Here is a 21423-nt window from a genome sequence, read left to right on the forward strand (position 1 = left end):
CCTTTTCCGATCCGCTTTGCGGCATCAACCTGGTCTCGATCGGGCTGATCATGTCGCTCATGCGCCAGCCGCCAGCTGGCGTGCTCGATCTGGGCTGCGGCGGCGGCTGGACAAGCCAGTTCCTCGCCCGGCGCGGCTATCGGGTCACGGGCCAGGACATAAGCGAGGACATGATCGCCCTCGCCAACGAGAACAGGGCCCTCCACGGCCTTTCCGACGCGCAACTTCGCTTCGTTTGCGGGGATTATGAGGAATTGGGCTTCGAAGCGGCGTTCGACCATGCGATCTTCTTCGATTCCCTCCATCATGCCGATGACGAATTGGGTGCGATCCGCTCCGCCTACCGGGCATTGAAGCCTGGCGGCACGCTCATCACCCACGAGCCCGGCGAAGGCCATGCCGCGAACCCGATCTCGATTGAAGCGATGCGGCTCTATGGCGTGAACGAGCGGGATATGCCGCCCAGCCTGATCATCCGCCGGGGGCTGGAGGTCGGATTTTCCGGCTTCCGGGTGATGCCCATGCCGCACGAATTGAACGAGATTTTCTACGGCAAGCCCCCGCCGTCTCTGTGGAGCAAGAAGGGCCTCAGATTCGCCAGAACGGATCGTGGATCTCGCCTTCCGCCCCAACATGCGGGCCGGGGCAATCGTGGTGCTCACGAAATAAGGCCGGTCGACGCGGACGCGTTCAGACCGGCAAGGTCCAGAGCATCACATTGGCCAGGAGCACGGCGGCCGCGACCAGCATCAGCGCGCCCTTGCCCCGGCTGTGGCGCTTGCGCATCAGATAGAGGCCGCCCGCCACCAGGGCGAAGACGGCAAGCATCGCGATTGCCGGGGCAATGCCGGCCACGCCTTCGAGAATCGACTGCATATCGATCGCCTTAGCTTGCCGGCGCACAGTTTAGAAGAAGGCCGGATTCGAATCGATTCGTTCCGCGTCCGAACCGCCGCCCAACCTCCGCGGCCATATTTATTTTTCGCCCTCCAGCCGCCCAGATCGCCCGAAATCCGGCCCCTTCCGGCCGCAAATCCCGGCTGCGTCGCCCTCACCCCCGGAATCCAACTTTACAGGGGGGACCCCCGATCCTATGTAGCGCGTCCGCTGCCCCATGGGACTTCCACCGCAAGGCAGCCTTCTTGCCAACACTACCCCTGGAGGTCCCTTGAGTTGCACAAGCACCATAGCGCGCTGGGGCTAGCGACCGCCCCTACCGGCACCACCGGTGCCGTCGTCGCGAAGCTGCGCCCGGTCCAGCCGGTCACGCTCCTTCGTCCGCATGCCGCCCGCCGGGCCGCCCGATTCTTCGTAGAGAAGTTTCCGGGCCGGCCGATGTATGCGGTGAAGGCCAATCCCTCGCCCGAACTGATCGCGCTCCTGTGGGAAAGCGGCGTCACGCATTTCGATGTCGCCTCGATCGCCGAGGTGCGGCTGGTCGCGGGCATCGTGCCGGAAGCCACGCTCTGCTTCATGCACCCGGTCAAGGCCGAGGAAGCGATCGCCGAGGCGTATCACGTCCATGGCGTGCGCACCTTCTCACTCGATACCGAGGAGGAGCTGGCCAAGATCGTCCGCGCCACCAACGGCGCCCGCGACCTCACGCTCTGCGTGCGGCTCAGGGTCTCGTCGGATCATTCCAAGCTCAGCCTCGCCTCGAAGTTCGGCGTCGATGCGCGCGATGCGGCTCCCGTGCTGCTGGCCGCCCGCCAGGTCGCCGACACGCTGGGCGTGTGCTTCCACGTCGGCAGCCAGGCGATGACGCCCGCCGCCTATACCCAGGCGATGGAGCTGGTGCGCGCCGCGATCGTCGAGGCCGGCGTCACGGTGGACGTGGTCGATGTCGGCGGGGGCTTCCCGTCCGTCTATCCGGGCATGGAGCCGCCGTCGCTGGAAGCCTATTTCGCGGCGATCCACGAAGCGTTCGAAAGCCTGCCCGTCAGCTATTCGGCCGAATTGTGGTGCGAGCCGGGCCGCGCGCTGTGCGCCGAATATGCGAGCCTGCTGGTCCGCGTCGAAAAGCGCCGGGGCGAGGAGCTCTACATCAACGACGGCGCCTATGGCGCCCTGTTCGATGCGGCGCATGTCGGCTGGCGCTTCCCGACCGAGCTGGTCCGCGAAAGCGGATCGGACGCGAAGGATATGGCGTTCAGCTTCTACGGCCCCACCTGCGACGATCTGGACCATATGGCCGGCCCGTTCATGCTGCCCGCCGATATCGCCGCCGGCGATTATATCGAGATCGGCATGCTGGGCGCCTATGGCTGCGCGATGCGCACCGGCTTCAACGGCTTCACCGCCGGGGAATCGGTGATCGTCGAGGATGAGCCCATGGCCAGCCTCTATCGCACCGAAACGGAACCCGCGGTTCCGTCCAACGTCATCACGCTGTAAGACGACATCCTTCTATTTGCCGTCATGCCGGCGAAGGCTGGCATCTCGCGAAGCACGGGTTCGCTCGCTTCCCGGGATCCCAGCCTTTGCCGGGATGACGGCCAGTTTGCATTTCGAGGAACAACCATGAACGACGCCCCCACCAACGATACGCGCAAGGCGGATCTGCTCTCCACCGTCGTCGAGCATATCGACATCAAGAGCTTCGACGCGCGTCCCATCGTCGATGCGATGGGCAAGATGAGCTTCACCAGCCGCGATCTGGCGCGGGCGACCGGCATCTACAATCAGATGCTCGCCGATCCGGATTGCTCGATCTTCCTGGTGATCGCGGGCTCCACCTCGGCCGGCGGCTGCATGGACCTCTATGCGGAGCTGGTCCGTTCCAACATGGTGGACGGCGTGGTCGCGACCGGCGCGTCGATCGTCGACATGGATTTCTTCGAGGGCCTCGGCCACAAGCATTATCAGGCGCTCGAGGTGCCGGACGACAACACGCTGCGTTCGCTCTACATCGACCGCATCTACGACACCTATATCGACGAGGAGCAGCTTCAGGACTGCGACCACACGATCGGCAAGATCGCGGATTCGCTGGAGCCGAAGGCCTATTCCTCGCGCGCCTTCATCCGCGAGATGGGCAAGTATCTGGCCGAGCACGGCAAGAAGGAGAACAGCCTCGTCAAGCTCGCCTACGAGCATGACGTGCCGATCTTCTGCCCGGCCTTCGTCGACAGCTCGGCGGGCTTCGGCCTCGTCAAGCACCAGGTGGAGCGCGCCAAGGAGGGCAAGCCCTACATGGTGCTGGATGCCATCGCCGATTTCCGCGAGTTGACGGACATCAAGATCAAGGCGGGCACCACCGGCCTGCTGATGATCGGCGGCGGCGTGCCGAAGAACTTCATCCAGGATACCGTGGTCTGCGCCGAAATCCTCGGCCACGAGGATGTGGAGATGCACAAATATGCCGTGCAGATCACCGTGGCGGACGTGCGCGACGGCGCCTGCTCTTCCTCGACGCTGAAGGAAGCGGCAAGCTGGGGCAAGGTCGATACCGCGCTCGAGCAGATGGTCTTCGCCGAGGCCGGCTCGGTGATGCCGCTGCTCGCGTCGGACGCCTATCATCGCGGCCACTGGAAGACCCGCGCGAAGCGCGCCTGGGGCCGCATCTTCGATTGATGCGGCCTGGGTCGGCCGATCCGATCCTCGCCGGAAATCCACCCCGCGCCGGCCCTCCGGCGCGGGGTTTTCCATATGGATTTCAGGCGGGGTCCATCAGGTCCGGCAGCATGCTGTTCAGCAGCGGCAGGGCGGTTCCGCAGAAGGCGCATTCCGCCGTCCTGCGGCCCACGAACCAGTGCATCTTCCCGCAGCCCGGGCAGTGGTTCACTTCATTGGCACGATAAAGCAGGCGATAACCGACGGATTCCAGTTCGGTCGGGGAAAAATGCTTGGTCATGAACTCCTCCCAAGATGCCGCCTATTACGCTCTCCCGTCTCCGAGCCCGCCCGCATCGAACGGCTCGGCTCTGATATACCACGCGCCATCGGCAACGCCGAATGAACAGTGCGGGTTCCGCCGCCTTCCGCTGCCCTTCCGGGCATGGACAGGCCGCGACGAGCCGATTAGCCAATGGGGACAGCCTGTTGAGGAGAGATCATCTTGGATCGCCGTTCGTTCATGACCAATGCGGGGGTGCTCGCGCTTTCAACCACGCTGCCCGCGATGGCCAATGCCCAGGGCAATGCGGCCGGCGCGCGACAGTCCGCCCCCGGCCCCGCCGATGCCCAGCTCCGCTCACTGCTGGACAAGATGTTCTACGCCCGGATCGACGACAGCCCCGAGCAGGCGACCCGCCTCGGCCTCGACAAGGGCGATCGCGCCGCGCTCCGTTCCCGGCTGGACGACGAATCCGCCGCCGCGCGCGAACGGCAGGCCGCGCACCGCCGCAACGATCTCGCAGCGCTCCGCAAGATCGATCCCGCGAAGCTCGGCGCCGCCGCGCGGATCGACTATGACGTCGTCGAATATCAGCTCAGCCGCGATATCGCCGCCACCGATCGCTTCCGCTACGGCCAGTCGGCCGGCCGCTTCGCGCCCTACACGATCAGCCAGCTCACCGGCCCCTATCGCGACGTTCCCGATTTCCTGGATTCGCAGCATCGCGTGGCGGACCTCGCCGATGCGGATTCCTACCTCGCTCGCCTGTCGGCCTTCCCCAAGGCGCTGGACGATAGCCTGGAACAGCAGCGCGCCGATGCCGCCAAGGGCGTCTTCGCGCCCGATTACATCCTCGATACCACGCTGAAGCAGCTCGCCGCGCTTCGCGATCAGCCGGCTGCACAGACGGTGCTGGTCGCCTCCTTCGCCGCGAAGCTGAAGGCTGCCAACATCTCCGGCGATCACGCGGCCCGCGCCGAGAAGATCGTCCAGAACGAGGTGTTCCCCGCGCTCGATCGCCAGCGCCAGCTCGTCACGGACCTGCGCGCCAAGGCGACCCACGACGCCGGTGTCTGGCGCCTCCCCGATGGCGAGGCTTATTATGCCGCCGCCGCCGAGGCCGCGACCACCGTGCCCCTGAGCGGCGACGAGATCCATCGCCTCGGGCAGGAGCAGGTCGCCCAGATCTCGTCCGAGATCGACGGCATTCTGAAATCGCAGGGGATGACGCAGGGCACGGTCGGCGAACGCATGGTCGCGCTCAACCAGCGGCCGGACCAGCTCTACGCCAATACCGACGAAGGCCGCGCCGCGCTGCTCGATCAGCTCAACAGCCAGATCAAGGCAATGTATGCCCGCCTGCCCGAAGCGTTCGCCACGCTGCCCAAGGCCCCGGTCGAGGTCCGCCGCGTGCCGCCGCACATCCAGGCGGGCGCGCCGGGCGGTTATTATCAGAACGCCTCGCTCGATGGCTCGCGCCCGGCGATCTACTTCATCAACCTGCGCGATACGTTCGACCGGCCGAAATTCGGCCTGGCCACCCTCACCCATCACGAGGCGGTGCCGGGCCATCACCTGCAGGTCAGCCTCGCGCTCGAATCGACCGAGATCCCGCTGATCCGCCGCCGCAGCTTCTTCAGCGGCTACAGCGAAGGCTGGGCGCTCTATTCGGAGCAGCTCGCCGACGAGATGGGCATGTTCGAAGGCGATCCGCTGGGCCGCGTCGGCTATCTCCAGTCGCTCCTCTTCCGCGCCACCCGCCTCGTGGTGGATTCGGGGATGCACGCCAAGCGCTGGAGCCGCGAGCAGGCGACCGATTATTTCATCGCCACCACCGGCATCGCCCGCGGCCGCAGCCAGGGCGAGATCGATCGCTACACCGTCTGGCCCGGCCAGGCGTGCAGCTACAAGATCGGCCACACCGTATGGACGCGTCTGCGGGACGAGGCGAAGGCCAAGCAGGGCGACGCCTTCGATATCAAGGCGTTCCACGATGTGCTGCTGCTTGGCGCGATGCCGCTGACCGTGCTGGAACGCATCGTCCGCGCCCGCATCGCCTGATCGCCTCCGCCCCGGCGGCGCCGTTCCCGCGGCGTCGCCGGGCGCATCATAGCAGCCATTCGATCGGCAGCAGCGAAAGCAGGCGAATGCCGCCGCGCTGCCAGGCGCGCGTGCCGGGCTCGGTGCGGTGGGTCACGATGCCGCCGTCGCGCCGTTCCAGCCAGGCCAGCCGGCCGCCCGGCTCCAGCACCACCTCATAGGCGCGCTCGAGGATGTCGCCGGCGAAGGCCGCCTGCATCTCGCCCGCCAGCTCCGGGCTTTCGATCACGAAGCCCAGCTCCGTATTGAGGTGGATCGATCGCGGATCGAAGTTGAACGATCCGATGAAGGTCCGCTCGCGATCCACGGCGAAAGTCTTGGCGTGCAGCGTCGACGCGCTCGATCGCAGCACCTGCCCCGATCCGCCCGATCCGCCGCCCGATCCCAGCGTGGAGCCCGCGCCCGATCCCGTCCCGATCAGCTTGCGCCGGCGCCGGTCGCCGCCGGCGGGCGGGCCGCGCATCTCGAACAGGCGCACGCCGGCCTCTAGCAGCGCGCGCCGCCGCCCGGCATAGCCGGCATGGACGAGCCACACGTCGGTCGCCTCGAAGGCGTTGGTCAGGATATTCACCTCCACGCCCCCGGCGCGGAGCGCGGTGAAGGCGTCCACGCCGGCAGCCGTCGGCACGAAATAGCCGGATACCAGGTCCACCTCCCGCTTCGGGTGGCCCAATATCCCGCGCAGCGACACGCCCAGCAGCCCCTCCGGCGCGGCGCGGCCCACGCCCTTGGCGGGATCGTCGCTCACCATCCGCACCTCGGCCCAGCGGAAGGGAAGGTCCTTGCGGATGAAGGCGTTTATGATCGGCAGCGCTTCCACCGCGCGCATATAATCGCGCGCGGCAGGCTCCCGCGCGGCCCTGGCGGCCGCCTCCGCGATCGTCTCCGCCTGTTCGCGCCCGACCGCGGGCAGGATGCGCGCCGCCGGATAGGCCGATGCGCTGGCCCAGTAATGGTCGAAATCGCGCGACACCGCCTCCACCACCGGCCCGATCGCCAGCACGTCGAGATCGGCGAACAGCCCTTCGTCGCGGGCGCCGAAATATTCGTCGCCGATGTTGCGGCCGCCGATGATCGTGGCCTGATTGTCGGCGGTGAAGCTCTTATTGTGCATCCGCCGGTTCAATCGCGGGAAATCGGCCAGATAACCCAGCATCTTCGGCCGGCGCAGCACGAAGGGATTGAACAGCCGGATCTCGATACCGGGGTGGCCGTCCAGCGCGGCCAGCCCCTCATCCATCCCGCTGATGCCGTTATCGTCCAGCAGCATCCGCACCCGCACGCCGCGATCGGCGGCGGCACGCATCTCCTCCAGCATCAGCGTGCCGGAAAGGTCGGCGTGCCAGATATAATATTGCACATCCAGGCTGCGCACCGCCGCCCGCGCCAGCAGCATGCGCGCGGCAAAGGCATCGCGCCCGTCGTCCAGCACATGGATGCCGGAAAGCTCCCCTCGCCCTTCCCGCGCCGCCGCCGCGCCGCGCCCCAGCGGCGTATCGGCGGTATCGCCGAAGGCACGGGACGGCGCGCGCGGCTCCAGCGGCGGCAAGGGATTGAGCAGGCGGATGACAAGGCCGGCGGCCAGCAGCAGAAGGAGGGCCAGCCCCAGCAGCTTCAGCAGCAGCACGATCATCCTTCCGATGCCTTCCCGGCTGCCGGCTCAGCGTGGCGCCGCTTCGTCGATCCGCGTCCAATATTGCGATTTGCAGCCGACGCCCGCGAACAGGCATCCCCTGGCGCGCAGGGTGCCGCCGCCGTCGGTGACGGTCAACGTGCCCGAGAAAGTCTTGTTCATGTCCGGCACGAACACCTTGCCGCGCCAGATATCGTTCTTGCCGGGGCGGAAATCGCGGAACAGCTCGGTTCCCACCAGATTTTCGGTGCCGCCCTCGCGCGCATCCGCCTTGGCCTTGTCGTTCGCCCATTCGACGGTGCCGCACAGCCGCGCCCCGCACGGGTGGGTGCGCACGCGCACGCTATCCTTGGGGTTGCGCCACAGGCCGTAATAAGGCTCGGCCGAAGCCGCCGCCGGCCAGCACAGGGCCAGCAGCGACGCGGCCGCGATCGGGAGGGAACAGGGCTTCACATCCAGGGCTCCATATCGGAGCCGTAACGCTCTACCCCGCACCGCGTTCCCCGATCAGCGCCGTCACCAGCGGCTGCATCCGCTCGTCGAAGCGCGCCAGCACGGCATGGTCCTCGGCCGCGTCGAAATGCGTCACCAGCGTTTCGCCCGTCCACTGATGCAGCGCGAAGCCGGGGGCGCCCGCCACGATCATCGGCCGATCGTCGGGCAGCGCCGGGTCCATCGGCGCCAGCGTCAGCGCCACCTGCGGCGCGGTGGACGGGCACACGATCATCGGCCGGCCGCGCCAGCCAGCCACCATCGGCCGGTGGATATGGCCGCCCACCATGGCGACGATGTTGCGATGCCCCGCCAGCGCCGCATCCAGCCGGCCGATCCAGGCCTCCTCCGGGTCCGTCGTCATCCAGGCGATGCCGGTATCGATCGGCGGATGATGAAGCACGATCATCGTCGGCCGGTCCGGCGCCTCGGCCACGCGATCGGCCAGCCAGCGCGCCCGCGTCTCGCAGAAGGCGCCGCCGTGGCGGCCTTCCTCCAGCGTATCCAGCACCAGCAAGCGCAGCGGCCCGGCGTCGATGGCATATTGAACGAAGCCGTCCGCCACCGGGATTTCGGGAAAGACGGCGCGGAAATTGACGCGGTCGTCATGATTGCCCAGGCACGGCCAGGCGGGCACGGGCAGCGCCTCCAGCGCCTCACGCAGCCGGCGGTAAGAGGCCACGTCGCCGCGATCCACCAGATCGCCCGTCGCCAGCACCAGATCGGGCCGCCGGTCCATATGGGCCAGCAAATGGATCACCCGGTCCAGCCGCTTGCGGTTGAACTCCGCCGGATTGTCCGGGTCGAAGCCCAGATGCATGTCGGTAATCTGGGCGATCAACATCGGTTGCGCAGCACCTTTCCCCCGTTCCTCGCCCGCGGCGGACTTGACGCCCGCTTTCCCCACCCCGTCAAGCGCGAGCACCGCCAGCCTGCCAATCTCCCCATCCGGCCGCTGTGATCGGCGGCACAGCCCGCACGCGGCCGTCCGCCTCCCTCAGCTTCCGCCGGCCGCCTGCGGCCCACGCCACGGCCGGGCGCCGGCCTCGCGCCCGCGCATGCTGCGCACCATCGCCGGCGCCTGCCCGTCCATGTGATAATCGTGGCACATGGCGCAGGACGAAGGCACCGCCTTGGCCGCATCCTCGCCGCCATGGCAGGCCCGGCAGGTGGCGATGCCGGGCAGGAGCACGTCCGCCGCCGTGGAGGATTTCCGCGCCGCATGGCAGCTCTCGCAGCTCTCGCCGGCATGGCTCTTATGGTCGAACCAGCCCTTCGCCATATAACGCTGCGGCAGGCGCACGGGCACCACGCCCCAATCGGCCGCCGCAAGCGATGTCGGCGGGGTCACCGCATGGCAATCGAAACAGGCGCCGCCTTCAGAAAAGGCCGCCCGGATCGCCTGATCCGCGCGCGCCGGCCGTAGCGCCACCGCCTGGTTGAAGGCCGCGCTGGTCCGCAGCATCATCGCCTCGCCCGGCCGGCGCCGCGCCATCCCGCCAAGGTTGATCGGCGCCACCGGCCCGGTCGACCGATAGAAAGCGCGCAGATCGGCCACCACCTGCCGGGGATCGCCGTGGCGCAGCGTGCGGACGGTATCGCCCACCCGATCGAAGGCCAAGCTGTGGCACATCTGGCAATCCTTCTCCATCGACACCGGCTGGAAGCGGGCGCCCGTGGAATCGGGCACATGGCAGTCGGCGCAAACCAGGCTGTCGCCGAAGCCCTGCTCCACCTTCATCGTCCGTGCCATCGCCGCAACGCCGCCATTGGCGGCAAGGTGGATGTCGTGGGGGAATTTCAGGCCGTTATCCTCCAGCGGCCGCGCATCCAGCGAAAGCCGCTGCACGATCGGCCGGTCGCCCGGATTGGTCGCCACCGCCGGGCGGAACTGGGGATGGTCGCGGCCGAAATCGGATGCGTTCAGCACCTTGGTGTCGGTCAGCCGTTGGTCCATGCCGCCGTGGCAGTCACTGCAGAAGCGTTGCTCCGTCACCGGCATCGCCTTCGCGCCCTCATGCTCGACATGGCAGGCGACGCAGCGGCCCTCCGGGATGCCGAACATGCCGGCCGCGGCGCGCTGGGCCTTGGCGCCGGCCCCCGGCTGCGGCTTGGCCACCGCCAGCCGCAGCGGATCGGCATGGCCGTGCACGCCGCCATGGCAGGCGGCGCAGGCTTCGTCGCGCACCGCCTCGCCCGGCTTCACATGGCAGGCCTTGCAGTCATTCTCCAGATTGGCGTGGGCGAGGCTCAGCCTGCCCGAAGACCACATCTGGTCGGCATGGAAGGCCACCTCCCGGCGCGCGCCATCGGCCGGCTGGTGGTTGGTGAAGAAGGACCATAAGGGCCAGGCGAGGAACAGCGCCAGCACCGCGATCGCCAGCGCCCAGGCGGTCGCGCGCCGACCCGGCGCCACGCCGGCCAGCGAGAAGGCGCGCTGCTCGTCCCGGGCTTCCGATGCCTCGGAAAGCGCACCGACCCGCTCGACCGAGATGATCGTCGCGCCGCGCTCCTCGCCCTCGCCCGCCGCCACGGTCAGCATATGGCTGCCGATGCGGATATTCGCGCCGCGCGCCACGTCGATCGTCTCGCGCATGGTCGATCGGCCGTTCACGTCCACCGGCAGGCCGGACGTGGCGGCGATCTCGATCCGGCCGGGGCCGGCCTCGCGAATCTCGGCGTGGCGCAGCGTCACGGCGAGGTCGGGCAGGTGGATGTCGCTGTCCGCCTCGCGGCCGATGCCGATCGGCCCGGCGACGAAGGTCTGCGGGCGGACGATCTCGCGGCCGTCGGCCGTGCGCGCGATCTGGCGGACGATGAAGGTCATGCCGCCGCGCCTACCAGTAGAAGAAGACGGAGAAGATGTGGGCGAACAGCGCCGCGATCAGCGCGAAGGTCAGCGGCACGTGCACGTAGAGCCATATCTCCAGCAGGGCCTTCAGCTTCAGGTGCTGGCGGATGCGCGCCAGCGCCGCTTCCTTCCGCTCCAGCAGCACATCGATCCGTTCCAGCGCATCGTCGCCGATCGCCGGCCGCGGGCCGGTCTCGATCCGGATCGCTTCCTGCGCCGCGCGCGTCCCGCATTTCGGATAACGGCCGGTCAGCCGCGCGATCAGCCCGCCGCCGAAGGGATCGTCGTCCAGCGACATGCGGACGATCTCGGCATGGCGCTGGCCCAGCGGCTGGGCCGCCTCATGCAGTTGCCGGTCGAGCTGGCGGAGATTGTCCAGCATCTGCGCCTGCGTCGTCTCGCCCCGGTTGGCGCTCAGCACGCGCGGCAGGGTGGAATAGACGGCGATGCCGTAAATCCCCGAGATGATGACAATCATCATCAGCGCATAGGCCAGCGTGTGGACATTCCACCCGAACTGGAAGCCCGTGTGCAGCGTGCCGATCACCACCAACGAAAGGCCGAGATACACATGCGCCGAAGTCCACGCCTTCAGCGACCAGCGCCCCCGGGTCATCGCCCGCTTGCGCACGCCCAGCAAGGTCAGCCACAGGATCAGCCCCGCGCCGATCGTGCCCAGCGTATAGCCATACCATGATCCGCCATTGGGCCGGGGCCGCGCATCGTGGAAGGCGTAGATCAGGATCGCCGCCAGCGATATCGCCAGCGCCAGCTTCAGCCAGCGATAGCCGCGATAGCGCAGAAAGCCTTCATGCTGCGCCGCGCCGCCCGCGTCGAGCGGCCTCGCCCCCCGCGTCGCCACCTCAGCCCTCTCCCCGATCCAGCCGGGCCACGGTCAGGAAAGCCTCGGGCGCCACGCGGATGGCGGCGCCGGTGGGGCAGGCGCGCACGCAGGCTGGGCCGCCCTCGATCCCCGAGCACATGTCGCACTTGATCGCCTTCTTGGGCTTCTCGATCGCCGGATCGGCATGGGTGGCGGACCATTCGTGGCTGGGCTCGCCCGGCCCCGGCCCCTTGCCGAACAGGAACCAGCTCAGCAGGCCCGGCTTCTTCGGCGGCACCTTGTCCATGCGGATCACGCCATAGGGGCAGTTGCGCTGGCAATTGCCGCAGCCGATGCAGGTATCGTTGATGAACACCTCCCCGTCCGGCCCGCGATGGATGGCGTTGGGCGGGCAATCGGCCATGCAGTGCGGATGCTCGCAATGCCGGCAGGAAGTCGGCACGTGCAGGTGGGCGAAGGTCCGCCCCGCCTCACGGTCCAGCCGCGACAGGCCGTCATGGCTGTCGGCGCAGGCCTTCTCGCAATTGTCGCAGCCGACGCAGAGATTCTCGTCGATCAGCAGCACGTCGGTCGCCTCGCCCACGCCCTGTTCGACCAGGAAGTTCGCGACCGAGGAATACATGTCGACCACGGAGGAGAAGCTGTCCTTCCGCGCCTCGACGAAGGCATTCAGGTCCTGGCGCTGGGCCATGTCCCGCTTCGCCTTTTCCAGCAGGTCGGGCTTGCGGTCGAGCAGGCGGCGGAACGCCGCGCCGTCCAGCCGGATCACTTCGGACTTGATCGCCGCGCGCACCGTCGCCGTGCGCGGCGCGCCATCGATCACCGCCATCTCGCCGACATAGGAACCGGCCGGCAGGTAGGAGAGGAACACCGGCTTGCCGCCGATCGACTTCTCGACCACCATCGATCCCACGCGGATGACGAAGATGTCGCAGCCGTCCTCGCCCTCGGTGATGATGGCCTTGCCGGCGCTCACCGATTCCACCCTGGCGGTGGCCGTCACCTCGGCCAGGTCCTCCGGCGTCAGGCCCGATCCGAACATCTGGAGCAACTGCCGCTCGGTCGAGATGCGCGTCACCACGCGCCGGGCGGCCGGGTTGGACGCCATCAGCTTCAGCGCGGCGGTGCGCGATACCTCGACCAGGATCGAATCCTCCGCCGCGCGGATGGTGGCGCCGCGCCGGCGACCGGAAATCAGCCCCACCTCGCCGAAGATCGATCCCCGCCCGATCCGCACCCGCCCGGCCACGTCCACCGATCCCGATGCGATGCCGAACAGCGAGGAACCGGGATCGTCCTTCTCGAACACCGTCTCGCCGATGCGATAGGCCCGCACCTCGGAATCCAGCATGAACTCCCGCATCTGCAGCGGCGAAAGATCGTTCAGTATCTCCACGTTGGCGCGCAGATATTCCAGCCACTGGTCCACCGTGCGGCGGCGCGGCAGGCGCTTGAACTTGGCTTCCAGGATCGGCTCGTCGGCCGGCTTCAGGCTGCTGTTGCCGTTGATGATCTCGACGACGTCATAGCCCTGGTTCATGCAGTGCTTGATCAGCGGATAGCCCGCCAGCGCGCCGATCACGTAGATGCCGGGCGCGGAAACGCTTTCGAACGTCGCCGTCAGCCGGGGAAAGGCCTCGCGATCCTCGCTGGTGAATTCGACGCCGCAGCTTTCGATGAACTTGCGCGGCGGCGCCGATCCCATCCGGGCGATGATCCGGTCGCAGCGGATGCGCGCCTCGCCGTCGCGCGTGTCCAGCGTCAGCCAGCCCGGCTCCACCTTGCTGGGCGTGGTATCGGTCATCACCGCCAGCCGGCCGCCGTCGCGCATCGCGAACAGGCCCTTGACGTTGGCATCCTTGGCCCGGCTGAAATCGGCCGATCGGTTGAGGATGGTCACATGGTTGCGCTGGGCCGGGTCCTGCGCCAGGCCCACCGCATTCTCGATCCCGGCGTCGCCCGCACCGATCACGGTGATATGCTCGTCCACATAGGCGCCCGGATCGTCGAGCTGATATTGCACATGCGGCAGATCGCCGCCGGGGATGCGCAGCAGATTGGGGTTGCCCTGCGTGCCGATCGCCAGGATCACCGCCTCGGCCCGGATCACCTCGCCCCCGCCGAGGGTGAGGCTGAAATCCCCCTTGCCGCCGGCGATCGCCTTCACCTCGGCATTAAGGCGGACGTTCACGCCCTGCTCGGCGGCCTGCCGGTCCCATGCGCCCAGCACCGCCTCGCGCTTGCCGGCATCGAAGTCCATGTCCGAACGCAGCACGAGCTGGCTCGGCGTCGCCATGACGTGCTTGCCCTTCTGATATTTGAAGATCGTATCGGAAAGGTGGTCCGTCTTTTCCAGGAGGATGTGGGAAATGCCGAGCGCCGCCGCCCGCGCGGCCGCGCTGAGCCCGGCCGGCCCCGAGCCGATGATCGCAATGCGATAGGCGTCCGCCACTTTTCCCCCAGCCCCCCGCGATCCGGCTCCCACCAGCCGGCCTGTGCATCACCTTTCAGGCGACACCCAACGCTTTTTCCTTTGTCACCTTAACATTAGGTGGAGCAACCGCAGAATTGTCGCGATCGCAGGCCACCCGCAAAACGCGTCCCTATAGAAGCACCGCCATCACCCGGCGATTTTCCGGCGCGGTCGGCGCCACGCCCGGCAGGGGGCGGGACGATCCGAAGCCCGCAACCTCCAGCCGGCCCGCGGAAACCCCGGCTCCGGCAAGGAAATCCGCCACCGCCTGCGCCCGGCGACGGGAAAGATCGCGATTGGCCGCCGCCGATCCCGAGGCATCGGTATGCCCTTCGATCCGCAGCCGTCGTCCATTGAGCTTCGGCCCGTTCAGCACGGCCGCATAACGGGCCAGCCGCGCCTTGGCCGCATCGGTCAGCTCGGCGGAATTGGGCAGGAAGGAAACGCCCAGATTGGCCGCCCCCGGTTGCGCGGGCGCCACGGCCCTGGGCGCGGGTGCGGCTGCCGCCTGGGCCGCCTGCGGCGTGGCACCCGGCGCCGGCGCGCGGCGGAAGCTGAACCCGCGCGAAGCCCCGCCCCGCGGCNCGCCGCGCGCCGGTTCCTGCGCCGTCGCGGCGCCGGCATCACCGTCCGCGCAATCGCCCGTCAGGTCGCACAGCAGCCGCGCCGCTTCCGGGTCGGCCTGCGCCATCGCCGGGTGCGTGGTGGCGAGCAGTGCACCCAGCATCACCGGGCCGAAAAGCAATTTCATCGTTCGCATTCCTCGCAAGGGCGGGCGTCCATCCCGCTTCCCGTTTCCGGGCATCGCTGCCCCTTACCATCCTCCATCCGCCGGTTCGGCCGGGCGATCAGTGATCCGCATCACGCTGATCGCCGCTTTTTCCGCGACCTATCGGCTGTCGATGCGGAACCATATCATGTCCGCGTCCCATTCCCCGCTCGCGGTGGCGGCGCGCAGCGTCCGCGCGAACTCCGCCGACGGCTGCACCGCGCCCTGCGGCATCGCCTTGGCCAGCGGCCGATCGCCCACCACCACGAACAGCCCGGTCCAGCCGAGATGATCGGGATAGATGTTGAACTCCCACTTGCCGTTGCCGGCCTTCACCAGCCCGACATCCGCATCCTTCAGCGCATCGATCGCCTTCGCATCGGGCAGGGCCCAGGTTACGACGCCCGATGGCTCGACGCCGAACAGCGCCACTGACTTGTCCCCGGCAGCCAGCGATATGGCGACACGGGCAAGCGATTGCCCCGTCGCGGGATCGAGGAAGAAGGGATCGCCCGTCACCCGCAGCCGTCCGCCCGGCGACTTGCGCAGCCGGCGCGGCTCATCGATGGCCGGGCATTCGCGCGGGTCGATGGTGGCCACCTTGTCGATCGATACCGATCGCACCGTGAGGTTTTCGGCCCCGGCGACATCCAGCACCATCTGCCGCGCCGCCGCCGGATCGCCCGCCACGCCGATCAGGCCGATATGGCCGTCCGCGCCGGACTGGATGGGATCGACATGCAGCCAGGCGCAATCGATCCGGGCCAGATGCGGCTCCACCTTCTGCGCCAGGCTCGGCGCGGCGGAACGGAGCAGGAAGAAGCCGATCGCCCCGGCCAAAACCAGCGCGCCGATGGCGCCCGCGACCCATGCCTTGTTGATCGGCCTACCCGGCGGGGGCGGCGGTTCGGGCAGCGCCACCGGCGTCGCCTGCCCGCTCGCCATGAAATCGCGCACCGCCGCGACCACGGCACCCACTTCGTCGGCCGTGCCGCGAAACGGCGCGACATCGACGGGCTCGTGCCCGCCGAAGCCGAAGGGCAGCTCCACCTTGTCCAGCAGCAGGCCCAGATAGGCGCCGCGCTCCTTCGCGGCTTCCGCCTCATCGATCACGTCGGCGCCGGTATCGTCGTCCACGGACGTGCGGGACCAGCAGATCAGGCAGAGCCGCGCATCCGCCATCGCCCCGGCGATCGCTGCCTTGCGATCCTGGCCGGGCTGGATGTCCCTGTCCCACCACAGGCTGTAGCCGGCGGCGCGCAGGCCTTCCGCGATCTTCGCCGCGCGATCGCCATCGGCCAGCGAATAGGCAAGATAGATGTCGCTCATTCCCCGGCGCCTTCCCCGCGCCGCGGCCACGCAAGCGGCAGCACCGCCAGCGCCAGCAGCACGCTCAGCACCAGGCTCGCATTGAAACCGTCCACTGATCCCCCCAGGATGGCGGGGCCGGCGAGATCGAAGTCGAACACCGCCCCGAAATCGCCGACGCCGGGGTTCGGATAGGCGCCGATCAGCGCCTCCTCCCCCCAATTATAGCCGAAATGCGCCAGGATCGGCGCCAGCAGCCCGCCCGTGCGGAGCGCGAGCAGGCCGAACCATATGCCCGCCAGCGTGATGTTCAAGAGAGATACCGGGTCATCCCAGCCGCCAGCGACATGAATCAGGGTAAACAGGCCCGCACTCGCCAGCACGCCCGGCCCCTTGCCCCACGCTTCGACCAGAATGGGCTGCAGCAGCCCGCGCAGCAGCAGCTCCTCGCCGATCACCTGCGCCAGAATGGCCGCAAACCCGATGCCCACCAGCGATGCGGGCACCGCGGCCACGGGATTGCGGATCGCCACCCCTGCCGCCACCGCGATCGCCAGCAGGACGAGGATCAGGACAAGCGCGACCGGCAAAGCGAGCAGCGCAATCCGCCCGCCGCCCAGCCGCAAGCCCGGCCGGAACAGCACCACCCCCAGCACGCCGGCCAGGATCATCGCCGCCGATACGCCGAACCGGATGCTGGCCGACATACCCAGATCGGCGCCCCACGCCTCCGGCAGGCCGGCAATGGCATCGGGCAGCAGCAACAGCGCCGTCACGCTGGTGATCACAACCCACAGGATCGCGGCCAATGCTCGCGCCTGCGCGCGCATCCGATTATCCCCCATCGCCTCCCCCGCGATCGCGACGCATCCGTTCCGATCGGCGCTCTTCCCCGGAGCGTCGCCTGCCGGTCGCGTTTCATCCACTCTACCAATCCGCCGATCCGGCGCTAGACTGGAAAGCGAAAGCAATCGGGGGATACAGGAAGACGTGGCGGAGGAAGGGCAGCCCGACGGCGCAAAGGCCGGACGGACGATCACGGTCGATCGGCACCAGAACGGCCTGCCGTTCGCGCGAATCGCGCTGGCCGGGGCGGCCGCGATCGCGCTCGTCGCCGTGGGCCTTCAATTCTCGAAGGGCGGCGCGACGGGTGACGCGGCGGTCGCGTCCGCCCCGGCCGATCAGCCGCTTTCCCAGCAGGCCGATGTCGGCACGATGATCGCGCGGCTGGAAAAGAAGCTCGCCGACACGCCCGATGATGCCGAAGGCTGGCGGATGCTCGGCTGGTCCTATTACGGCACCGGCCGCTTCGCCGATGCGGTGAAGGCCTATCGCAGGGCGACCGCGCTCGATCCCGCCAATGCGGAAGGATGGTCCGCGCTGGGCGAGGCGATCGTGCTCGCCCTCCCATCCGGCCAGCCCGCCGCGATCACGCCGGAAGCGGACGCCGCTTTCCGCAAGGCGGTTTCGATCAATCCAGCGAACCCGCGCGCCCGTTATTTCCTGGGGGTGAAGAAGGATCTGGCCGGCGATCACAAGGGCGCGATCGACGATTGGATCGCCCTTCTCAAGGATACGCCCGCCGGTGCCCCCTGGGAGGGCAATGTCCGCCAGACGATCGAGCAGACGGCCGCGCAGAACAATATCGACCTCGCCGGACGCATGCCGGCACCCGCCGTCCCGCCCGGCTCGGCCGCGACCGATGCGATCCCCGGCCCGACGCGGGAGGACATCGCCGCCGCCTCGGCGCTGCCGCCCGGCCAGCAGGATGCGATGGTGCGCGGCATGGTCGACAGCCTGGCCGCCAAGCTGAAGGCCGATCCGAAGAATGCCGATGGCTGGCTGCGGCTGATCCGCAGCTACACGGTGCTGGGCGACAGGAAGGCCGCCGCCGGGGCGCTCAAGGATGCCCGCGCCGCTTTCGCCGGGGATGCGCCCACGCTCGCCAGGATCGACGAGGGCGCCCGCCAGCTCGGAATAAGCGCCCCCTGATCCGGCTGCTGTCCGTCGTCGGCACGCGGCCGGAGGCGATCAAGATCGCTCCCATCGCCCGTGCCGCCGCCGCGCGGCCCGCGATCGATCACCGGCTGGTCGCGACGGGCCAGCATCGCGAACTGTTCGACGACATGACGACCGCCTTCGGCCTGACGGTGGATCGCAACCTCGCCCTCGGCGAAACCGGCCAGACGATCGAGGCGCTCGAACGGCGCATCGCCGCCGCCCTGCCCGCCCTGGTCGATGAGTTACGGCCGGACCTGATCCTCGTCCAGGGGGACACCACCAGCGCCTGGGGCTCGGCGCTCGCCGCCCACCGGCTGGGCATGGCCGTCGGCCATGTCGAGGCGGGGCTGCGCAGCCACGACCTCGCCTTGCCGTTTCCCGAGGAACGCAACCGCGTGGAGATCGACGCCGTCTCCACCCTGCTGTTCGCGCCCACCGCCACCGCCCGCGCCAATCTGGAAGCGGAGCCCGCCGTCACGGGCCGCATCCACGTCACCGGCAATACCGGCATCGATGCCCTGTTGTGGATGCGGGGAATGGCCGCCGGGCATCGCCTGCATGATGGCGGCCGCCGGCTGGTCCTCGTCACCTGCCACCGGCGCGAGAATATCGGCGCGGGCATTGCGGGGATCTGCGAGGCGCTCCGCCGCCTTGCCCGCCGGCCGGACGTGCGGATCGTGCTGCCGCTCCATCCCAACCCTTCCGTCCGGGCCGGCATAAGGGAGGCGCTGGCGGGCATCGCCAATATCGAGCTTCTCGATCCGCTCGATTATCCCACGATGGTGCGGATGATGGACGGCGCCCACCTGATCCTGAGCGATTCCGGCGGCTTGCAGGAGGAAGCTCCCGCGCTGGGCGTCCCCCTGCTGGTGCTGAGGGACAATAGCGAGCGGCCGGAAGCGCTCGCCACCGGCAATATCGCGCTCGTCGGCACCGATCCCGACCGGATCGTCGCGGCCGCGACCCGCCTGCTCGACAATCCGGCCGCTTATGCCGCCATGGCGGTTCCGGCCTATCCCTATGGCCGGGGCGACGCCGCCGAACGCATATTGGACGCGATCGAGGATTGGGCCGCCACGTTCCGCCCCCGCGCGTCGCAGCCGGCATCCGGCCGTTCGACGCCTACGTCCCAAGCCTAGCTTCTCCGCCGTCAAGGCCAGCCCGCTTGCCTTCCGGGCGCCGCTCCCCCAAGGGGATCGCGAAAGGATGACGAACATGGCGACGAACTGGACGCCCGACAGCTGGACGCAATATGAGGCCCGCCAGCTCCCCGAATATGCCGACAAGGCCGCGCTCGACCGCGCGACTGCCGAGCTTGCGCACTATCCCCCGCTGGTCTTTGCCGGCGAGGCGCGCGCGCTTACGGCGGATCTGGCGCAGGTGGCGGCCGGCAAGGCATTTCTGCTTCAGGGCGGGGATTGCGCCGAAAGCTTCGCCGAATTCCATCCGAACAATATCCGCGACACCTTCCGCGTCATCCTGCAGATGGCGGTGGTGCTCACTTATGCCTCCAAGCTGCCGGTGGTGAAGGTGGGCCGCATGGCCGGCCAGTTCGCCAAGCCGCGGTCGGCCAATATGGAGGAAGTGAACGGCGTATCGCTGCCCAGCTATCGCGGCGATATCGTCAACGACATCGCCTTCGATGCCGCCTCGCGCGAACCCGATCCCGATCGCATGATCCGCGCCTACAACCAGGCGGCGGCCACGCTCAACCTGCTGCGCGCCTTCGCGCAGGGCGGCTATGCCAACCTCCATCAGGTCCACGCCTGGACACTGGATTTCATGGGCCGCAGCCCGTGGGCCGCGCAATATCAGGCGGTGGCGGAACGGATCGGCGACGCGCTCGATTTCATGGCCGCCTGCGGCATCAACCCGCAGACGGTGCCGCAGCTCAACGGCACCAATTTCTACACCAGCCACGAAGCGCTGCTGTTGCCCTACGAACAGGCCTTCACCCGCCGCGATTCGCTGACGGGCGACTGGTATGACACGTCGGCCCACATGCTGTGGATCGGCGATCGCACCCGCTTCGAAGGATCGGCGCATGTCGAATATCTGCGCGGGATCGGCAACCCGATCGGCCTGAAATGCGGGCCGAGCCTGGAGCCGGACGCGCTGCTGCGCCTGCTCGACACGCTCGATCCCGCCCGCACGCCGGGCCGCATCACGCTCATCACCCGCTACGGCCACGACAAGATCGAAAAGCATCTGCCGTCGCTCGTCCGGGCGGTGAAGCGCGAAGGCCGGCCGGTCGTCTGGTCGTGCGATCCGATGCACGGCAATGTCGTGAAGGCCGCCAACGGCTACAAGACGCGCCCGTTCGAACGCATCCTGGCGGAGGTTCGCGGCTTCTTCGCCGTGCACCGCGCCGAGGGCACCCATGGCGGCGGCATCCATGCGGAGATGACCGGCCAGAACGTCACCGAATGCACCGGCGGCGCCGTGGACGTGACCGAGCAGAGCCTGGCCGATCGCTATCACACGCATTGCGATCCGCGCCTCAATGCCGGCCAGTCGATCGAACTGGCCTTCCTGCTGGCGGAAATGCTCAACCAGGAAATGCGGGAACGGGAAAAGGCGGCCGCCTGAACGGGCACGCCACCGGACGAACGAAAGGCCGCCAACCCATCCGGTTGGCGGCCTTGTTTTCATCCGGCCCTTGCCAGCCGCACCAGCGCCTCATCCAGTGCGGACAGGAAGCGCGATCGATCCGTCTTGGAGAAAGGCGGCGGCCCGCCGATCCCGTCGCCCACCGCGCCGGCCCGCAGATCGGCCATGATCGCGCGGGCCGCGATGGCGGTGCCGATCGAATTGACGGTGAAGGGCTTGCCGTTGGGCGCGATCACCTCGGCGCCGGCCTTCAGGCAGCGATCGGCCAGCAATATGTCCGCCGTCACCACCACCGCGCCCGGCCCTGCACGCTCGGCGATCCAGTCATCGGCCTCGTCGAAGCCCGCGCCCACCACCACCCGCTCGACCAGCGGATGCGCCGGCACGCGCAGGTGGCTGTTGCTGACGATCGTCACCGGCACCTCCCGGCGGAAGGCGACCTTGTAGATCTCCTCCTTCACCGGGCAGGCATCGGCATCCACCAATATCCGAAGGGGCGTGGCCATG

At 68.3% G+C, this 21423-nt stretch carries 18 protein-coding genes and 1 pseudogene; 7 read left to right on the forward strand and 12 right to left on the reverse strand.

Annotation, left to right across the window (positions count from 1 at the left end; genetic code table 11):
* Positions 1-59 precede the first annotated feature (59 nt).
* Positions 60-338: pseudogene (locus BHE75_RS25015) on the forward strand (class I SAM-dependent methyltransferase); the annotation flags it as partial.
* A gap of 352 nt (positions 339-690) precedes the next feature.
* Here the strand turns inward: BHE75_RS25015 and BHE75_RS14190 are convergent.
* The gene (locus BHE75_RS14190; protein ID WP_015457430.1) at positions 691-876 is read right to left on the reverse strand and encodes a hypothetical protein; all 186 of its coding nucleotides are present in this window, start codon (positions 874-876) and stop codon (positions 691-693) included.
* 297 nt (positions 877-1173) lie between these two features.
* Here BHE75_RS14190 and BHE75_RS14195 point away from each other — a divergent pair, with 297 nt between their 5' ends.
* Positions 1174-2394, forward strand: coding sequence for an Orn/DAP/Arg decarboxylase 2 (locus tag BHE75_RS14195; protein ID WP_015457431.1), 1221 nt, complete (start codon positions 1174-1176; stop codon positions 2392-2394).
* 126 nt (positions 2395-2520) lie between these two features.
* Positions 2521-3573 (forward strand): 1,9-bis(guanidino)-5-aza-nonane synthase, encoded by a 1053-nt coding sequence (locus tag BHE75_RS14200; RefSeq protein ID WP_015457432.1) that lies wholly within the window; start codon positions 2521-2523, stop codon positions 3571-3573.
* An 82-nt stretch (positions 3574-3655) separates the two neighbouring features.
* Here the strand turns inward: BHE75_RS14200 and BHE75_RS14205 are convergent, their stop codons facing one another.
* Positions 3656-3853, reverse strand: coding sequence for a hypothetical protein (locus tag BHE75_RS14205; protein ID WP_015457433.1), 198 nt, complete (start codon positions 3851-3853; stop codon positions 3656-3658).
* 204 nt (positions 3854-4057) lie between these two features.
* On the opposite strand from BHE75_RS14205, the gene BHE75_RS14210 reads away from it, so the two are divergent.
* Positions 4058-5896, forward strand: a complete 1839-nt coding sequence (locus BHE75_RS14210; protein ID WP_070934275.1) for a DUF885 domain-containing protein — start codon at positions 4058-4060, stop codon at positions 5894-5896.
* Between the two features lie 46 nt (positions 5897-5942).
* Here the strand turns inward: BHE75_RS14210 and BHE75_RS14215 are convergent, their stop codons facing one another.
* The 9 genes from BHE75_RS14215 to BHE75_RS14255 form a co-directional block, all read right to left on the reverse strand.
* Positions 5943-7568, reverse strand: coding sequence for a phospholipase D family protein (locus BHE75_RS14215; protein ID WP_084653221.1), 1626 nt, complete (start codon positions 7566-7568; stop codon positions 5943-5945).
* Positions 7569-7595: 27 nt separating this feature from the next.
* Entirely contained in the window at positions 7596-8021 is a 426-nt protein-coding gene (locus BHE75_RS14220; protein ID WP_015457436.1) for a DUF2147 domain-containing protein, read from the reverse strand.
* A 31-nt stretch (positions 8022-8052) separates the two neighbouring features.
* Positions 8053-8904: a phosphodiesterase gene (locus BHE75_RS14225; RefSeq protein WP_070935907.1), complete on the reverse strand. Its 852-nt coding sequence runs from the start codon at positions 8902-8904 to the stop codon at positions 8053-8055.
* 153 nt (positions 8905-9057) lie between these two features.
* Complete coding sequence (locus tag BHE75_RS14230; RefSeq protein ID WP_070934276.1) at positions 9058-10887, reverse strand: cytochrome c3 family protein; 1830 nt, start codon at positions 10885-10887, stop codon at positions 9058-9060.
* Between the two features lie 10 nt (positions 10888-10897).
* Positions 10898-11773 (reverse strand): hypothetical protein, encoded by an 876-nt coding sequence (locus BHE75_RS14235; protein WP_015457439.1) that lies wholly within the window; start codon positions 11771-11773, stop codon positions 10898-10900.
* A gap of 1 nt (position 11774) precedes the next feature.
* Entirely contained in the window at positions 11775-14207 is a 2433-nt protein-coding gene (locus BHE75_RS14240; protein WP_070934277.1) for a cyclic nucleotide-binding domain-containing protein, read from the reverse strand.
* Positions 14208-14358: 151 nt separating this feature from the next.
* Positions 14359-15033, reverse strand: coding sequence for an OmpA family protein (locus BHE75_RS14245; RefSeq protein WP_438830593.1), 675 nt, complete (start codon positions 15031-15033; stop codon positions 14359-14361).
* Positions 15034-15117: 84 nt separating this feature from the next.
* Positions 15118-16326: a toll/interleukin-1 receptor domain-containing protein gene (locus BHE75_RS14250; protein WP_070934279.1), complete on the reverse strand. Its 1209-nt coding sequence runs from the start codon at positions 16324-16326 to the stop codon at positions 15118-15120.
* Positions 16323-17135 (reverse strand): CPBP family intramembrane glutamic endopeptidase, encoded by an 813-nt coding sequence (locus BHE75_RS14255; RefSeq protein WP_254684456.1) that lies wholly within the window; start codon positions 17133-17135, stop codon positions 16323-16325. Before BHE75_RS14255 ends, BHE75_RS14250 begins: the two co-directional genes overlap by 4 nt.
* A gap of 160 nt (positions 17136-17295) precedes the next feature.
* On the opposite strand from BHE75_RS14255, the gene BHE75_RS14260 reads away from it, so the two are divergent.
* From BHE75_RS14260 to BHE75_RS14270, 3 genes are all read left to right on the forward strand, one after another.
* Positions 17296-18297 carry a tetratricopeptide repeat protein gene (locus BHE75_RS14260; protein WP_191225201.1) on the forward strand — a complete coding sequence of 334 codons (1002 nt, stop codon included), beginning with the start codon at positions 17296-17298 and terminating at the stop codon, positions 18295-18297.
* Positions 18298-18305: 8 nt separating this feature from the next.
* Positions 18306-19445, forward strand: a complete 1140-nt coding sequence (gene wecB, locus BHE75_RS14265; protein WP_302622715.1) for a non-hydrolyzing UDP-N-acetylglucosamine 2-epimerase — start codon at positions 18306-18308, stop codon at positions 19443-19445.
* A gap of 76 nt (positions 19446-19521) precedes the next feature.
* A complete protein-coding gene (locus BHE75_RS14270) occupies positions 19522-20895 on the forward strand; it encodes a class II 3-deoxy-7-phosphoheptulonate synthase (protein WP_015457446.1) in 1374 nt (457 codons plus the stop codon).
* Positions 20896-20954: 59 nt separating this feature from the next.
* Here BHE75_RS14270 and BHE75_RS14275 read toward each other — a convergent pair whose 3' ends face one another.
* Entirely contained in the window at positions 20955-21422 is a 468-nt protein-coding gene (locus BHE75_RS14275) for a YaiI/YqxD family protein (RefSeq protein WP_015457447.1), read from the reverse strand.
* Between the last annotated feature and the right edge of the window lies 1 nt (position 21423).

It is taken from the genome of Edaphosphingomonas haloaromaticamans (assembly GCF_001853345.1).
Classification (GTDB): Bacteria; Pseudomonadota; Alphaproteobacteria; order Sphingomonadales; family Sphingomonadaceae; genus Sphingomonas_E; species Sphingomonas_E fennica.

Coding starts and splice junctions, on each gene's coding strand:
- BHE75_RS14190 (WP_015457430.1), bottom strand. CDS start 876: ATGCAGTCGATTCTCGAAGGCGTGGCCGGCATTGCCCCGGCAATCGCG.
- BHE75_RS14200 (WP_015457432.1), top strand. CDS start 2,521: ATGAACGACGCCCCCACCAACGATACGCGCAAGGCGGATCTGCTCTCC.
- BHE75_RS14205 (WP_015457433.1), bottom strand. CDS start 3,853: ATGACCAAGCATTTTTCCCCGACCGAACTGGAATCCGTCGGTTATCGC.
- BHE75_RS14215 (WP_084653221.1), bottom strand. CDS start 7,568: ATGATCGTGCTGCTGCTGAAGCTGCTGGGGCTGGCCCTCCTTCTGCTG.
- BHE75_RS14225 (WP_070935907.1), bottom strand. CDS start 8,904: ATGTTGATCGCCCAGATTACCGACATGCATCTGGGCTTCGACCCGGAC.
- BHE75_RS14230 (WP_070934276.1), bottom strand. CDS start 10,887: ATGACCTTCATCGTCCGCCAGATCGCGCGCACGGCCGACGGCCGCGAG.
- BHE75_RS14250 (WP_070934279.1), bottom strand. CDS start 16,326: ATGAGCGACATCTATCTTGCCTATTCGCTGGCCGATGGCGATCGCGCG.
- BHE75_RS14255 (WP_254684456.1), bottom strand. CDS start 17,135: ATGCGCGCGCAGGCGCGAGCATTGGCCGCGATCCTGTGGGTTGTGATC.
- BHE75_RS14270 (WP_015457446.1), top strand. CDS start 19,522: ATGGCGACGAACTGGACGCCCGACAGCTGGACGCAATATGAGGCCCGC.
- BHE75_RS14275 (WP_015457447.1), bottom strand. CDS start 21,422: ATGGCCACGCCCCTTCGGATATTGGTGGATGCCGATGCCTGCCCGGTG.